Here is a 14,167-nt window from a genome sequence, read left to right on the forward strand (position 1 = left end):
GTTGTCTCATTTCTGGCTTGATTGGAAACACCTTTTAATCAAGGTTTATGTTTCGCAATTTATTCGCCATTTAACTGTCGAATTTAATCGGCTTCAAGGCAAAAAACTGGGATGAATGCACGGCAATACAGTTCTACGTTTGAACTGACTGATTAGATTTTAGATAGGCATCTCATTCATCTCTTATCTCATTCATCTATCAAAGAGGTTCTGTTAAAAGAGGCCCTGTGATGCGGCTCCTGGATTCAAGGCTGGGTCAGTAAAGTTGTAGACCCAGCCTTGCAGGCCCAAAACCGTAGGCTAAAGTTGCAAATTAAAAATTACAAGCCAAGCTAGCCCAAGGGTCTGGCTGATCTCGGGCCTCCACAACTATCAGATTAAAAACTCAGGTTGGCCACGCATGAAACGACTTGTGGCAACTTCTCGTCGGAAAGAGGATAATTTTTGCTTGGAACTGGGCACAATTCGGGCGATCGCCTCGTCGTAGAGGGCAGATCTTTCATCAATGCTGCTAAAGTTTGTATTGGTGAAGTTTCGTAATTGCACCACAACGTATTGTTAACGCGCACAACGCTATGATTTCTAAACTGTTGGCAACCCGATTCTTACCGGCTTTGGCGATCGCCGCCTGCCTCGCTTCAAGCGTTCCAGTGCAATCTCTCGCACAGGGAACTCCAGGATTGACCATCTTCAGCGGTGTTGATCGGGAAAACCAACTCGGCTATCGGCTCGACTTCAACGGCAGACCCGATCGCTGGGATCGCTATCGCCTAAGGATTTCGCGCCAGAAAATGAGCCAACCCGTTTCTGAATTCATCATTACCTATCCTGAAAACTTTACCGGACGGTTCGATACAGATCGCATGGAGATTCTCGTTAACAATGACGAGGTGGACATTGATGAAATCGTGTGGGATCGCGAAGCGCGGGAACTGAAGCTTTATCCTGTCGATGCCATTCCTGCGAACAGCCGCGTAGAGCTTGTTTTTTCGAATGTGCGCAATCCCCGGAATGGTGGAACCTACTACTTTAATGCACTGACCCGTTCCCCTTCCGATATTCCTTTGCGTCGTTATATTGGCACTTGGGTAATTGATATTGGGCGTTAAATTGTCTACTCAAGGTTTGCTACCACTTTGTTGACAATTAACACTAGCACTTCGTTGGCCAAGCGAAGTGCGGTGATGGGCGCTCGATGCGACGTCTTGATGCAGAATGTCTCAAGCCGCCGTATCACTGTATGTATGGTGCTTGTGAAACCATGCGCCTGAGATATTGAGGTGGCATTCTGTAAAGTCGCAAGATCAGGTTCTCCGTTTTGGTGATACATTAGTAGACTGTGGAAATTTTACAAGCGTAGTTGGAGTGAGCTATGACTAAGCGGACTCTTGGCGGCACATCCCGCAAGCGTCGTAGGGTATCGGGTTTTCGTGCTCGGATGCGATCGCACACAGGCCGTCGCGTAATTCGGTCACGTCGTCGCAAAGGACGGGCAAGACTGTCCGTTTCCTCCTGAGCTGGATTCTCTGTCAACTAAACTTTTAGGCTGATAGTCGAATGGATGGCTTCCAACCTACGCATGAGATAATGGCATCGCTCTGTCAAAAAGAACGATGCCGTTTCATCGTGGGCGCTTTTGCTGTTTCGTCTTATGCTTGGTAGTCATCACAGTGGCATTGCCCAAGGTTCATCGGCTGAAACAGCGAAATAGTTTCGCAGCAGTGTATCGCTCTGGTCGGCGATTTACTTCTCCTCATTTGACGCTTCGGGTGCTTCCTCTGCGGCCCAAGGTGTCGAATCAAGGGAAAGCGATCCCCCCAGTCAACTTGCCGACTCAAATTGGCATCACAGTGAGCCAGAAGGTGAGTAAACGATCGGTGAAGCGCAATCGTATTCGGCGACAGCTCAGAGGCGTCTTTCAACTGCTACTGCCTGATTTAGCTCCTGGTTGGATGCTGGTGCTAGTTGTTCATCCGAGTGCAATAAAGTGCGAATATGAAGAATTTCTGCAAGAATTAAAGCAGTTGCTGATTGACGCCGAGGTATTGAATGGGCATTCAGGAAGATGTGTACTATGAAGGCGGTCCTCACATTGGAGATTTGATTTTCAATGTTTTGCTGGGATTTACTGTCATTTGCTTGCCTTTAACTGTAGGTTCGATTGTTCGTGCCTTGTGGTTGCGCTATCGCATTACCAGCATGCGAATTTCGGTTACAGGCGGATGGATGGGGCGCGAGCGCTCTGACATCATCTACAGCGAAGTACGCAAAGTTGTGTCAATGCCTCGGGGAGTTGGTCTGTGGGGTGATATGGTGCTCACCCTTAAAGACGGAAGTCGGCTAGAGCTAAGAGCCATGCCCCGTTTCCGTGAAATAGAGGCATACATTAACGAGCGGATTGGCAACAAAAACAGCTCTCCTGCCAAGCAATCTGCCTAGGCGCAACCGTGAATTGAAGGTTCTTCATGCTGAGCTGTTACATGAATGCAAGGTGAGCGATCGCCCTACGAAATCTGGAGACTTTCAACCTTCTCGTTGATTAGCTGTAGCAAAAATAGTTTGAAGCCGCAGCTTCTCAAAATATATAGATTGAACGACTATCGACTAGGGGCAGGAACAGTTAATATAAGGGACGGTTTATCATCACACGGCTCTGTCCATACCGCATTGATCTAATGCGATCGTTGCTTCTCAAGAGCATAGAAGACAAACCCTTGAGCCGTATAGGTTGCCTTCAAAGATCCCATATCAAGAGTTTATTGAAGCCACTTCAGTTTGGCGTTCAAATGTACTCTTAAACATGAGTTCAACTGGCTGATTGAAGTGTAAGATTTACTCTGAATGTTGTTGGCGCGGTAATCCCTACTCGCAAGGCAGGGTGAAATGTCCGTCCAATCCGGTAGATTAGAACACGAATACTTGCAGAGCAGATAGGTAGACGTAGGCCACATGGACTTTGGTGTCGGTTTTCTTTCAAACAATGTGATGCTGCCGATCCTAGATTTTTTCTATGGAATCGTGCCTAGCTACGGTCTAGCTATCGTAGCCCTCACGCTGGTCATTCGTTTTGCGCTGTATCCGTTGAGTGCGGGTCAGATCCGCAGCATGCGGCGCATGCGAGTTGTGCAGCCTGTCATGCAAAAGCGCATGAAGGAAATTCAAGAGCGCTACAAGGATGACCCATCCAAGCAACAAGAGGAGATGGGCAAGGTCTACAAAGAGTTTGGAAACCCCCTGTCTGGTTGTTTTCCGCTTTTGGTGCAGATGCCGATCCTGTTCGCTCTGTTTGCAACTTTGCGTGGGTCGCCGTTCTCGGATGTTCCTTACAACATCAATCTACAAATTCTGCCTGAAGAACAAATTGCGCAGATTCAGCCTCAGGCGTTTACCTCTCCGCCTCACAACATCTATGTAGCAGACAAAGTTCACTTCCCTGTCGCGGCTGTGTTGCCGGGTGGGTCGAAGTTGGGTGTTGGAGAAAAAACTCGGATTGATTTTCAAACGGTTTCGGGTAAGCCATTCCGCGAGATCCAGGTAGATTATCCCGATGTGGATGTTGCTCCCACTTGGACGGTTACCAAGGGTGAAGACAGAGTTCGCATTACTGAAGATGGTGTGATTGAGGCATTGCAACCCGGTGATGTCACGATTCAAGGGAATGTTCCTGGGATTGCTGCAAACAAGGGTTTCCTCTTTATCAATGCGCTTGGCCGCGTTGGGGCTGTAGACAAAGAAACTGGTGCAATTAACTGGGATATTGTTGGCATGGTGCTGTTCTTTGGCATCAGCCTGTATGTGAACCAGTTGCTCTCGGGTCAGGGATCTAGTTCCAATCCTCAGCAGGCTACAGTCAACAAGCTGACTCCGGTTCTGTTCTCCGGGATGTTTCTCTTCTTCCCATTGCCTGCTGGCGTATTGATGTACATGTCAATTGCCAATATTTTCCAGACGCTGCAAACCTTCATTTTGTCGCGCGAGCCTCTGCCTGAAAATCTTCAAAAGATTGTAGATGAGGAAGAGCGCAAGTCTGGTGCGGTCGCGGGTGCGGGTGGCGATGGGCGTGAGGCTCTACCGTTTGAACCAGGTCGCAAGAAAAAGGCTGCTCAGGGCAATGACTGACATTCAGGATAAAATTCAGCGCGGTGAAGCTTGGTTGGCACAGCTGCTAGAAATGTCTGGCATGCCGCCAAGCGTGAGGGTGGATGCCTCAAAGATGATGGAAGACGGCAGTTGCTGGTTGGAGATCGACCATGAGGCTCTGACTTCTGAGCAGGTGAGCGGTTTGACGGGCGATCGCGGTGAAGTGTTAGACGCAATCCAATACCTCATCAATACCACGCTAAATTTGGGTAAGGGCGATGGTGAACAGCAGCCCTACACGGTTGAACTGAATGGGTATCGAGTTCGTCGGCAAGAGGAGTTGCAGAAAATTGCTGAGACGGCGGCTCATCAAGTGTTAGAAACTGGAGAAGAGTTTGAAATTCGATCTCTTTCTTCGGCTGAGCGCCGCCAAGTGCACAACCTTTTGAAGTCTTACGAAGAGTTGCAAACTGAAAGCAGAGGCCAAGAACCCGATCGCCGTTTAGTGGTGCGTCGTCGATAAGCTAGTCAATCGGCTAGTTCATCTATTTCAATTCATCTAAAAGGTGAAGGGTGATGAGCTCAATTCATATTCCGCAGCTAACTCGGTCGCCCGAGCAGTCTGAAAAGGTTGATATTGATTCTTACTTGCCTGGGCTTGAGAGTTTGACTCCGGTTCACGGAACGGTGAAAGTTACCCACCGAGGTAATTATTTAGAGGTGGCGGGTCAGGCAGAAACGATCGTAACCTTGGCCTGCGATCGCTGCCTGCAAAACTATAACCACCGTCTTGCTGTCAAAGCATCGGAACTCATTTGGCTAGAAGAGCCAGAAGTTTTGGCTGAGAATACCGTTGAGCGAGAAGTCGCCTACGATGACTTGGTCGAAGTATTGTCGCCTCAGGGCTATTTTGATCCTGAAGCCTGGATCTATGAACAAATGTGTTTGCAAATGCCCATGCGGAAGCTGTGTGATCAGCAGTGTGGAGGTATTCCGCTGAGCGATGAGCTGCCAGCGCCGCAGGAGCAAGCATCCTTGACTGTGGATAGTCGCTGGGCCTCGCTCGAAGCTCTGAAAAAAGAGCTATGGAATTGAAGCGAGAACCCGAATCCGTGTTAGAAGAAGGTAGACGAGCAAGGTGACCAGAACTTGCTGTCGTTGCTAACTTTCTATCACTGCTTCGATTTGCTCCATGAGTTTTAATCAAGAATTTGAGCTGCTGCTGCGCGCTCGCTATCCGGTGATTTATATCCCAACTCGCGAGGAAGAGCGAGTGGAAGGAGCGATCGCACTGTGTGCGAAGGAAGGGCATCGGGCTGTTTACGTTTGGGATTTTGTCGATGGGTATCAGGGCAATCCCAATGATGAGGGATTTGCCAAGCGAAACCCTCTACAAGCGCTTGAACTGGTAGAAAAGCTGCCTGTGTCTGCGTCGGCAGTCTTCATTCTGCGAGACTTTCACCGATTCTTGGATGATGTGGCGATCGCCCGCAAACTCAAGAACCTGGCGCGTACTCTCAAGGCCCAGCCCAAGAATGTGGTGATTGTGTCGTCTCAAGTCACGATTCCAGATGACTTGAGCGATTGGTTGACGGTGCTCGATTTTCCGCTGCCCAACTTTAGCGAAATTAAATCTGAGCTTGAACGCCTCAATGCATCGACCAGTAACAGCCTGGAGTCTCGTGCCATTGATGAACTGGTACGCTCTTGTCAAGGCTTATCGTTAGAGCGTATTCGACGGGTGCTGACTCGGGCGATCGCCACTCACGGCACCCTACAGCCCGAAGATGTAGAACTCATTCTCGAAGAAAAGCGGCAAACAATTCGGCAAACCCAAATCCTCGATTTTTACCCAGCTACCGAGCGGATTACCGATATTGGTGGACTCGATAACCTTAAGGATTGGCTGCTCCGCCGAGGTGGAGCCTTTTCCGAGCGCGCCCGTCAGTATGGCTTGCCCCATCCCCGTGGCCTGCTGCTGGTCGGTATTCAAGGTACTGGCAAATCGCTCACAGCCAAAGCGATCGCCCATCACTGGCATCTGCCGTTGCTTCGCCTGGATGTTGGACGATTATTTGCCGGACTTGTCGGTGAGTCAGAATCTCGTACTCGGCAAATGATTCAGTTGGCAGAAGCACTGGCTCCTTGTGTGTTGTGGATTGATGAAATCGACAAAGCATTTGGCGGACTAGACGGTAAAGGCGACTCTGGCACCACCAGTCGGGTCTTTGGCACGTTCATTACCTGGATGGCCGAAAAAACCTCGCCAGTATTTATTGTGGCAACGGCCAACAACATTCAGGCGTTGCCTCCCGAACTGCTTCGACGGGGACGCTTCGACGAAATCTTTTTTGTTGGCTTACCCTCTCAAGAAGAGCGACGTGAAATTTTTGACGTTCACTTATCGCGGCTGCGTCCTCATAACCTGCGCAGCTACGACCTTGATCGGCTTGCTTACGAAACTCCAGACTTTTCGGGCGCCGAAATTGAACAAATTTTGATTGAGGCCATGCACCTGGGGTTTAGCCAAAACCGCGACTTTACGACCGACGATATTTTGGAAGCCGCCAGCCAACTGGTGCCGTTGGCCCGTACGGCTCAAGAGCAAATTCAATTTTTGCAATCGTGGGCTGCCGCCGGAAAGGCTCGCCTTGCTTCCCGCCACAAGGGAAATCAAATGATGGGAGGTGCTACTTTTAATTAACGTCAATTGAGCATTATTGGCCGCTATCGATGAGTTGCTGGTTAAAACAGGGCTAGATATGGCTCCAACTTTTTGACTTAGCGTTAATCTAAGTAGTTTCCTTGCTTGAGAATGGACGGAAAATATGAAAGGCATTGTTCGACTTTCACAGGGAGTATTAGGGATTACGCTGGCGATCGCCGTCATGTTTTTTGTCGGCTTGACAGTTACCCGATATTTCATCACTCGTCTTTCGGTTTTACCACCGCGCCCAACCTTTCCAAACGATAACCCTGCGCCTCCGACTGCATCGCCAGCCGGGGAGGCTCCTGTTGCGGTGGCTTCGCCAGAAGCTCCTCCAGTCGAGGCATCCCCAGCGGCGATCGCCTCTCCCGAAGCGTCGCCATCACCCGAGTCATCTTCAGAATATGTAGCTCGAGTGACCGTGCCTGTGGGGCTAATTCTGCGAGATGGGCCTAGTCGCTCTGCGGGGCAAATTGGCGGCGTCGAGTACAACGCAGAAGTAACAGTCTTGGAGACAAGTCCTGATGGTGAATGGATTAGCGTTCGCCTGCCGAGCGGAGAAACAGGTTGGGTAAAGTCGGGTAACCTAGCTCCAATTGAATAAGGGTGCTGATTAATGGTCGGTTGGCACTCGATTTCGATATCAGGCAAACCTCCAAAATTTCAACTTTTGTATGCAAACCTAAATCTTGGTAACAATATCTCAGCAGGCTGCCTAAGACTGAAATGCTGGATGCTACCTTGGGTGGTATTGTTCAAGTCCATCTTTAGGTTTAGGTACGGTCGCTAGGACAAATGTACGATAAAAACACAAAAAAGGATTGGCTAGGTGCGGTCATTACAGCGTCGCTTGGTGCTGGTGCAGTCACCACGTTTGCAATCAGTCAAGGACAGCATCCGCTGATGGCGCTAGGCATTACTGCATTTGCGGTATCGGCAGCTTTAGTGATTGACCATTTTGCTTAAGCGCCAGTCAATATTTCACTGTTCATTTCATGAGTCTTGAGAGTTTTCTTCTTCATAGAGCGATTTGCTGTATTCATGCTGGGTCCATTGCCCAGCATTTTTTATGGGTTGAATGAGTCTGAAGAGGCAAGACTGACGCAGTTGAATGATTTTGGGGAAGCTAAGTGCCCCCAAAATCATCCCACCCCCTGGTTTTTCGGATGAAGCGCGTAAGGCATAGGAGGATCGCGATGTATGGGAGCGAAAGTCCTCTCCGCTACACCCTGTTATCTGGGGGCGATCGCCCGCCAAAGGGCAATGAGGTTCACGTTGGGGCTTGGGGCCCACACCCATTGACGGCTCACAGCAAAAGAGAAGGCCGCGATCGCGGCCTTCTCTTTTGCTCAAATCTTGCTCCCATCGATAATCGAATTTCAAGGGAACATGACCCTGGTTGATCGCTCTTTATCGACCAATGCCGACGTAACGGAATCCGACAGTTTCCAAAGCCTCCTGATCCAGGAAGTTGCGGCCATCGATGATAACAGGATGGTTCATCAACTTCGCGACTTTAACGAAGTCAATATTTTTGAACTCTTGCCAGTCAGTTACTAGCACTAAAGCATCACAGCCATCGGCTAACCGCTCTGGATCGGTTTCAACAATCACATTCGACAAGCCATGGCGCATTCCGGTTTGCGACACTAACGGATCATAGGCCTTGACCTTTGTCCCCAACCGAGTGAGCTGCTCAATCAAATCTAGAGCAGGGGCATCGCGCATATCATCAGTATCTGGCTTAAAGGTGAGACCCAACAAACCAACGGTCTTCCCCTTCAAAATCTTCAGCACTTGCTGCAATTTTTCAACGGCAATCATCCGCTGGCGCTGGTTGACCGTCACAGCAGCTTTTAGCAGTTCGGCCTCGTAGCCATAGTCATCTGCCGTATGAACCAATGCCGCAACGTCCTTCGGGAAGCAAGAACCACCCCAGCCAATTCCAGCCTGCAAGAACTTGCTGCCAATTCGAGAATCTAAGCCGATGCCCTTGGCAACCTGGGTTACGTCTGCTCCAACGCGATCGCAAATGTTGGCCACCTCATTGATGAAGCTAATCTTCGTTGCCAAAAAGGCATTCGAAGCGTACTTCACCATCTCAGCAGAGCTAATATCCGTTACCACAACAGGCACAGTAGGCCCACTCTTATCTTCGGCAAACTGGCGCGAAACAATAGGAGCATAGAGCTCCTTCATCATGCCAATGGCTCGGGAACTGTTACTGCCCAGCACAATCCGATCAGGATTGAAAGTATCAAACACAGCAGATCCTTCCCGCAAAAATTCAGGATTGCTCACCACATCAAAATCCGCATGGATTTCTTCGGTGGTTGCAGTGCCGCCCGCAGGCACCATTGCCTTTTGGCGCTCAGCAACGCCATCCATCACAATCATGCGAACCCAGTCACCCGAACCAATGGGCACCGTAGACTTATTCACGATGACCTTATAGCCGCCATTGAGGTGGGCTCCAATGCCGCGGGCTACCGCTTCAACATAGCGGGTATCGCTCTCACCCGTTGGTAGAGGAGGGGTGCCGACAGCAATGAACAACACATCACCGTGGGAGACTCCTTCAGCCAAATCACTCGTAAATTCAATAAGACCTTCCTGGATGGCTGATTGCATGATTTCTGACAAGCCAGGTTCATAAATGGGCGATTGCCCCGACTTCATCAGCTTTACCTTCTCTTCGTTGTTGTCCACGCAAATCACGTGGTGCCCAATATGCGCAAGGCACACTCCGGTTACAAGGCCAACATAACCTGTTCCGATAACACAAACACGCATGGTTTAAACCTCTTACGAAAGCCAGTGATGGAAGGTGAAAAAAGAGCGCTACGGCTCTTTGAAGCAGAACGGGTAGCTACACCGCAGACGAAGATGGGACCGATGCAACGCGATCGCCCATTCGCATACGAAAATCATCAACTGTCAGCTTCAGTCCTTCGCGGAGGTGAACAGTTGGCTCCCACCCCAGATGAGTCCTAGCACGGGTAATGTCGGGTTGACGACGACGAGGATCATCTTGGGGCAGCGGCTCAAACTTAAGCTCAAGATCAGGGTTCACCATGTCGCGAACGGCTTCGGCAAGTTGAAGAATTGTATATTCCCCAGGATTCCCCAAATTCACCGGACCGATATAGTTTCCATTCATTAATCGGATTAATCCGTCAACTAAATCAGAAACATAACAGAAGCTACGAGTCTGCGAACCGTCACCATATACGGTGAGCTGATTGCCCGCAAGAGCCTGAACCACAAAGTTGCTAACCACGCGGCCATCGTTCTCTAGCATGCGCGGTCCGTAGGTATTGAAGATACGCGCCACGCGGATGTCCACATCGTTTTGACGGTGATAGTCAAACGATAAGGTCTCTGCAACTCGCTTACCCTCGTCGTAGCAGCTGCGAATGCCGATGGTGTTGACATTGCCGCGGTACTCTTCGACTTGAGGATGAATTTCAGGGTCGCCGTACACTTCGGAGGTTGAAGCTAGCAGAAAACGAGCCTTAACCCGCTTTGCTAACCCCAGCATATTCAGCGTCCCCATCACATTGGTTTTGATGGTTTTTACAGGATTGTACTGGTAGTGAACAGGTGAGGCTGGACAAGCCAAATGGTAAATCTGATCAACTTCTAAGCGGATGGGCTCGGTAATATCATGACGAATGCACTCAAAGTAGGGATTATCCATCCACTTCAAGATGTTGCGCTTGTGTCCAGTGTAGAAGTTGTCTAAACACACAACTTCGTTACCTTCTGCCATTAATCGGTCAATCAAATGGGAGCCGATAAAACCTGCGCCGCCAGTAACTAGAATACGCATAGTGATGTTCCTGAATGGGACAAAGAATTACAGTGCGTCGAGTACTATCGCTGACCTTTACCCCTTTTCCCCATAAACTTGGCAAGGCATCGTTAATACTTAGGGTGTAACACTGTGTGTAATGGTGCTGTTTGACTGATTCGTATAGCAACTTAACAGAAATATTCGAATCAGCACTCTTGACAATTGTCCGGTTTACTAAAACTTCAAGTCTACATAAACGCCTGCTGAAGCCTCTGTCTAGGGATATATTCCAGATTCCAAACTAGTTTCAGGAAGATTTAACCTGTTGAGTGTTGCAAGAAAATGTAAGTGGTGCTTCTACCTAACGGAGGAAAGACGAGGTCGGAGGTTTGTACCTAGCGGTGTAGAGCATTTATGAAGATAGGTTTGGGCTGAATGAACGCCAGTGTCGGTTAAGGGCTTGTTTGAGGGTTGCACGGAGCGAAACCTCAGACGAGCCTGGCTTTGCGTGCGTATTGCGCATGCAAGATTTCCAAAAATCATTCAACTGCGTAAGTCCTGAAGGATTCAAGAATTGAGAGAAACGGTAGGTGCGGCTATGAGCTAAAGCAAAACCTCTCCAAGGTGATACTCGGAGAGGTTTTGCTTTAGCTTATGAGTGTCGCTTGTTTGCGAAGTTTTAGGATAAGGCTACTGGAGCTTGAGCACGGCCATGAAAGCTTCTTGTGGTACATCAACGGTTCCAATCGCCTTGAGCCGCTTTTTACCTTTGGCCTGCTTCTGCAATAGTTTTTTCTTTCGGCTAATGTCGCCACCGTAGCACTTGGCCAATACGTCTTTGCGAAGTGCAGGAATATGCTCACTGGCGACCACGCGACTGCCGATGGATGCCTGAATGGGGATCTTGAACTGGTGCCGAGGAATGAGTTCCTTGAGTTTTTCGACTAGGGCTTTGCCAACGTAGTAGGCCTTGTCTCGGTGCACGATTGTTGCAAGGGGGTCTACTTTGTCGGCATTGATCAAGATATCGAGCTTGACCAAGGGATTTTCGCGGTAGCCAATGAGGTGATATTCCATGCTGGCATAACCGCGCGATCGCGACTTCATTTGATCAAAAAAGTCGGTTACGACTTCGGCCAGTGGAATTTCATAAACCAAGGTTGTGCGTCCTTGGGTGAGATATTTCATGTCCTTAAATACACCCCGACGGCTTTGGCTGAGTTCCATCAGCGAACCAACGAACTCTTCGGGGGTGATCATGTCCACTTGGACATAGGGTTCCTCGATCTTTTCGCGATATTGCGGATCGGGGAGCAAGCTAGGGTTGTCAATATAGATGATTTCGCCATCAATTTTGGTCACCTTGTAAATTACGGATGGTGCCGTAGTGATGAGGTCGAGATCATATTCGCGCTCTAGGCGCTCTTGCACAATTTCCATATGCAGCAGACCCAAAAAGCCGCAACGGAAGCCAAAGCCCATGGCACTAGAGGTTTCGGGTTCATATTGTAGGGCGGCATCGTTGAGCCTGAGTTTTTCGAGGGCTTCGCGCAGGTCTTCAAACTGATCGGCATCGGTGGGAAATAGGCCGCAAAAGACCATCGGCTTGGCTTCGGTATAGCCAGGGAGGGGGTGAGGTGCAGCAGCGGCAGAGAGGGTAATGGTATCGCCAACACGCGCATCGGCCACGGCTTTAATGGCAGCAGCCACGTAGCCTACTTCACCTGCATGAAGCTCGTCAACCTGAATTTGGTTGGGGGACAGTACGCCCAGTTCATCGATTTGATACTCTTTGCCCGAAGCCATGAACTTGATGCGATCGCCCTTGCGAACTCGTCCATCCATGACTCGGAAGTACACAATCACCCCACGGTAAGGGTCGTAATAGCTATCGAAAATTAGGGCTCGCAGAGGCTCGTTGACCGTGTCTTGAGGGGGAGGAACCTGTTGAACAATAGACTCCAAAATTTCGTCGATGCCAATGCCCTCTTTGGCCGAGGCCAGAATGGCTCCGCTGCAATCTAACCCAATGATTTCTTCAATTTCACCAGCAACGCGATCGGGCTCTGCACCAGGCAGATCAATTTTGTTAAGAACGGGAATAATCTCTAAATTATTCTCCAGGGCTAAGTACACATTTGCCAGGGTTTGGGCTTCAACTCCCTGGGATGCATCTACAACCAATAGTGCACCTTCGCACGCAGCGAGCGATCGCGACACTTCATAGGAAAAGTCCACGTGCCCAGGAGTGTCGATCAGGTTCAACACATACTGCTGCCCATCTTTGGCGGTGTAGTTCATCCGTGCCGCCTGAAGCTTGATGGTAATGCCACGCTCCCGCTCTAGATCCATGTTGTCAAGGAGCTGATCCTTCATATCTCGAGCGTTGACCGTTCCGGTCGTTTGCAACAAACGGTCAGCCAGGGTTGATTTACCGTGGTCAATATGAGCAATGATCGAAAAGTTGCGAATGCGCGAAACAGCTACGTCAGTCATACTACCTGGAGAATCAGACCAAAAAGGGTAATGAGGATCGAGAGCAGCCCTGAGGATGATTCAGTGCGGCTTAAGATATTGTAATCCTTCTAACCTAGGGATTTTAAGAAGCCTGTCGAATTGTTTTGCTGAACCGGTTTGTAGGCGCAGTTCTGCGAAAAGCTAAATTGCGATCGCGGATTCAGGCTAAGGGCGTCTCCAACATGCGATAAGCGACCTTTGGAATCAAAATAATGGCAAACGAAATGGCAAAGAATTGTTCAAGGAGCTTGCTCTACAGTTTGCAAAATCCCTGGGCTGGGCAGGATAAAATTGCTGGCAAAGGTTACACAATGAATACAGAACCATGGGGACTAGATCCGTAATGGTGTGTGTAGGCGATCGCTCTCCAGTAAGCTAGAGTTACGCATTCAACGTGACGCGTGTGGTGAAGTTCCAGCTGTGGCGAAACCTCAGCAATCCTTGCAGCCTTGTCGCAAGCTGGGTCTTGGCTAAAGATAACGAACGATGACGTTAGTATTCATGGATGGCTGCGGTTCGTTGGATTTTGTTTTCGTGGAGGCTTAAAACTATGACTGAATCCGCTATTCGACCAGAGCAGCCATCCAATAAGGTGGATGTGTCAATTCAGCTTGATGTGGATCTGCTAGACCAAATTAGCCATCTCACCAGCGACCCTAGCAAGGTGATTGAAGTTGCCTTACGGCAGTGGCTGCGCGGCGGCAATCGTAAAGACGATGATCTGACTCGAACCATGCCGCGCAACCCACCCGTGCCCCCTCGCGGCGAGTGGAATGACTAACCGCTAAAGATTTTGTAAAGAGGGATGGTCTCTCATTGAGAGGGTTCGCTTATCGCGCAACAATGGACGGGAGACGATCAGGGTACGTTTGCGCTGCAAAATGAGGCGAAATGTGAAAAAATTCACTTTTGGCTGAGTCTGCTAACCCTAAAATTTGTAAAAGAGATGAATCCCCGTAGCAAATTGCTTTTTTGAGGCTGTGAAGTGTCACTAAGTTGCCTGCTGTGGGAATTCTATATAGTGAATTATCGTGAATTCGCTCCCTCACTAAGTCCCTTCTAACAGG

General features: G+C 49.4%; 15 protein-coding genes. 11 read left to right on the forward strand and 4 right to left on the reverse strand.

Annotated elements, in window-relative coordinates; genetic code table 11:
* Positions 1-372: 372 nt before the first annotated feature.
* Positions 373-546 (reverse strand): hypothetical protein, encoded by a 174-nt coding sequence (locus ACQ4M4_RS08720; protein WP_430684098.1) that lies wholly within the window; start codon positions 544-546, stop codon positions 373-375.
* Between the two features lie 29 nt (positions 547-575).
* Here ACQ4M4_RS08720 and ACQ4M4_RS08725 point away from each other — a divergent pair, with 29 nt between their 5' ends.
* The 10 genes from ACQ4M4_RS08725 to ACQ4M4_RS08770 all read left to right on the forward strand — a co-directional run bounded on the left by ACQ4M4_RS08725 (position 576) and on the right by ACQ4M4_RS08770 (position 7,753).
* Entirely contained in the window at positions 576-1,109 is a 534-nt protein-coding gene (locus ACQ4M4_RS08725; protein WP_430684099.1) for a DUF2808 domain-containing protein, read from the forward strand.
* Between the two features lie 263 nt (positions 1,110-1,372).
* Positions 1,373-1,516 (forward strand): 50S ribosomal protein L34, encoded by a 144-nt coding sequence (gene rpmH / locus ACQ4M4_RS08730; protein WP_430684100.1) that lies wholly within the window; start codon positions 1,373-1,375, stop codon positions 1,514-1,516.
* Between the two features lie 97 nt (positions 1,517-1,613).
* The gene (rnpA, locus tag ACQ4M4_RS08735) at positions 1,614-2,078 is read left to right on the forward strand and encodes a ribonuclease P protein component (RefSeq protein ID WP_430684101.1); all 465 of its coding nucleotides are present in this window, start codon (positions 1,614-1,616) and stop codon (positions 2,076-2,078) included.
* Positions 2,050-2,439 (forward strand): PH domain-containing protein, encoded by a 390-nt coding sequence (locus ACQ4M4_RS08740; protein ID WP_430684102.1) that lies wholly within the window; start codon positions 2,050-2,052, stop codon positions 2,437-2,439. Before rnpA ends, ACQ4M4_RS08740 begins: the two co-directional genes overlap by 29 nt.
* 510 nt (positions 2,440-2,949) lie before the next feature.
* Positions 2,950-4,119: a membrane protein insertase YidC gene (gene yidC, locus ACQ4M4_RS08745; protein ID WP_430684103.1), complete on the forward strand. Its 1,170-nt coding sequence runs from the start codon at positions 2,950-2,952 to the stop codon at positions 4,117-4,119.
* Positions 4,112-4,603, forward strand: coding sequence for a protein jag (locus tag ACQ4M4_RS08750; protein ID WP_430684104.1), 492 nt, complete (start codon positions 4,112-4,114; stop codon positions 4,601-4,603). Before yidC ends, ACQ4M4_RS08750 begins: the two co-directional genes overlap by 8 nt.
* A gap of 53 nt (positions 4,604-4,656) precedes the next feature.
* Positions 4,657-5,175, forward strand: coding sequence for a YceD family protein (locus tag ACQ4M4_RS08755; protein WP_430684105.1), 519 nt, complete (start codon positions 4,657-4,659; stop codon positions 5,173-5,175).
* 97 nt (positions 5,176-5,272) lie between these two features.
* A complete protein-coding gene (locus tag ACQ4M4_RS08760) occupies positions 5,273-6,784 on the forward strand; it encodes an AAA family ATPase (RefSeq protein WP_430684106.1) in 1,512 nt (503 codons plus the stop codon).
* Positions 6,785-6,908: 124 nt separating this feature from the next.
* A complete protein-coding gene (locus ACQ4M4_RS08765) occupies positions 6,909-7,391 on the forward strand; it encodes an SH3 domain-containing protein (protein ID WP_430684107.1) in 483 nt (160 codons plus the stop codon).
* A gap of 191 nt (positions 7,392-7,582) precedes the next feature.
* Complete coding sequence (locus ACQ4M4_RS08770; RefSeq protein WP_430684108.1) at positions 7,583-7,753, forward strand: hypothetical protein; 171 nt, start codon at positions 7,583-7,585, stop codon at positions 7,751-7,753.
* 444 nt (positions 7,754-8,197) lie between these two features.
* Here the strand turns inward: ACQ4M4_RS08770 and ACQ4M4_RS08775 are convergent, their stop codons facing one another.
* The 3 genes from ACQ4M4_RS08775 to lepA form a co-directional block, all read right to left on the reverse strand.
* Positions 8,198-9,580 carry a UDP-glucose dehydrogenase family protein gene (locus ACQ4M4_RS08775; RefSeq protein WP_430684109.1) on the reverse strand — a complete coding sequence of 461 codons (1,383 nt, stop codon included), beginning with the start codon at positions 9,578-9,580 and terminating at the stop codon, positions 8,198-8,200.
* A 76-nt stretch (positions 9,581-9,656) separates the two neighbouring features.
* Positions 9,657-10,619, reverse strand: coding sequence for a UDP-glucuronic acid decarboxylase family protein (locus ACQ4M4_RS08780; RefSeq protein ID WP_430684110.1), 963 nt, complete (start codon positions 10,617-10,619; stop codon positions 9,657-9,659).
* A gap of 654 nt (positions 10,620-11,273) precedes the next feature.
* Positions 11,274-13,079: a translation elongation factor 4 gene (lepA, locus tag ACQ4M4_RS08785; protein ID WP_430684111.1), complete on the reverse strand. Its 1,806-nt coding sequence runs from the start codon at positions 13,077-13,079 to the stop codon at positions 11,274-11,276.
* Between the two features lie 571 nt (positions 13,080-13,650).
* Between lepA and ACQ4M4_RS08790 the strand changes: the two genes are divergently transcribed.
* Positions 13,651-13,881, forward strand: a complete 231-nt coding sequence (locus ACQ4M4_RS08790; protein ID WP_430684112.1) for a hypothetical protein — start codon at positions 13,651-13,653, stop codon at positions 13,879-13,881.
* Positions 13,882-14,167: the final 286 nt, after the last annotated feature.

Source organism: Leptolyngbya sp. AN02str (genome assembly GCF_050565595.1).
Taxonomy (GTDB): domain Bacteria; phylum Cyanobacteriota; class Cyanobacteriia; order Elainellales; family Elainellaceae; genus Kaiparowitsia.

Coding starts and splice junctions, on each gene's coding strand:
- ACQ4M4_RS08725 (WP_430684099.1), top strand. CDS start 576: ATGATTTCTAAACTGTTGGCAACCCGATTCTTACCGGCTTTGGCGATC.
- rnpA (WP_430684101.1), top strand. CDS start 1,614: ATGCCGTTTCATCGTGGGCGCTTTTGCTGTTTCGTCTTATGCTTGGTA.
- ACQ4M4_RS08755 (WP_430684105.1), top strand. CDS start 4,657: ATGAGCTCAATTCATATTCCGCAGCTAACTCGGTCGCCCGAGCAGTCT.
- ACQ4M4_RS08760 (WP_430684106.1), top strand. CDS start 5,273: ATGAGTTTTAATCAAGAATTTGAGCTGCTGCTGCGCGCTCGCTATCCG.
- ACQ4M4_RS08780 (WP_430684110.1), bottom strand. CDS start 10,619: ATGCGTATTCTAGTTACTGGCGGCGCAGGTTTTATCGGCTCCCATTTG.
- ACQ4M4_RS08750 (WP_430684104.1), top strand. CDS start 4,112: ATGACTGACATTCAGGATAAAATTCAGCGCGGTGAAGCTTGGTTGGCA.
- lepA (WP_430684111.1), bottom strand. CDS start 13,079: ATGACTGACGTAGCTGTTTCGCGCATTCGCAACTTTTCGATCATTGCT.
- yidC (WP_430684103.1), top strand. CDS start 2,950: ATGGACTTTGGTGTCGGTTTTCTTTCAAACAATGTGATGCTGCCGATC.
- ACQ4M4_RS08790 (WP_430684112.1), top strand. CDS start 13,651: ATGACTGAATCCGCTATTCGACCAGAGCAGCCATCCAATAAGGTGGAT.
- rpmH (WP_430684100.1), top strand. CDS start 1,373: ATGACTAAGCGGACTCTTGGCGGCACATCCCGCAAGCGTCGTAGGGTA.
- ACQ4M4_RS08740 (WP_430684102.1), top strand. CDS start 2,050: ATGGGCATTCAGGAAGATGTGTACTATGAAGGCGGTCCTCACATTGGA.
- ACQ4M4_RS08775 (WP_430684109.1), bottom strand. CDS start 9,580: ATGCGTGTTTGTGTTATCGGAACAGGTTATGTTGGCCTTGTAACCGGA.
- ACQ4M4_RS08765 (WP_430684107.1), top strand. CDS start 6,909: ATGAAAGGCATTGTTCGACTTTCACAGGGAGTATTAGGGATTACGCTG.
- ACQ4M4_RS08770 (WP_430684108.1), top strand. CDS start 7,583: ATGTACGATAAAAACACAAAAAAGGATTGGCTAGGTGCGGTCATTACA.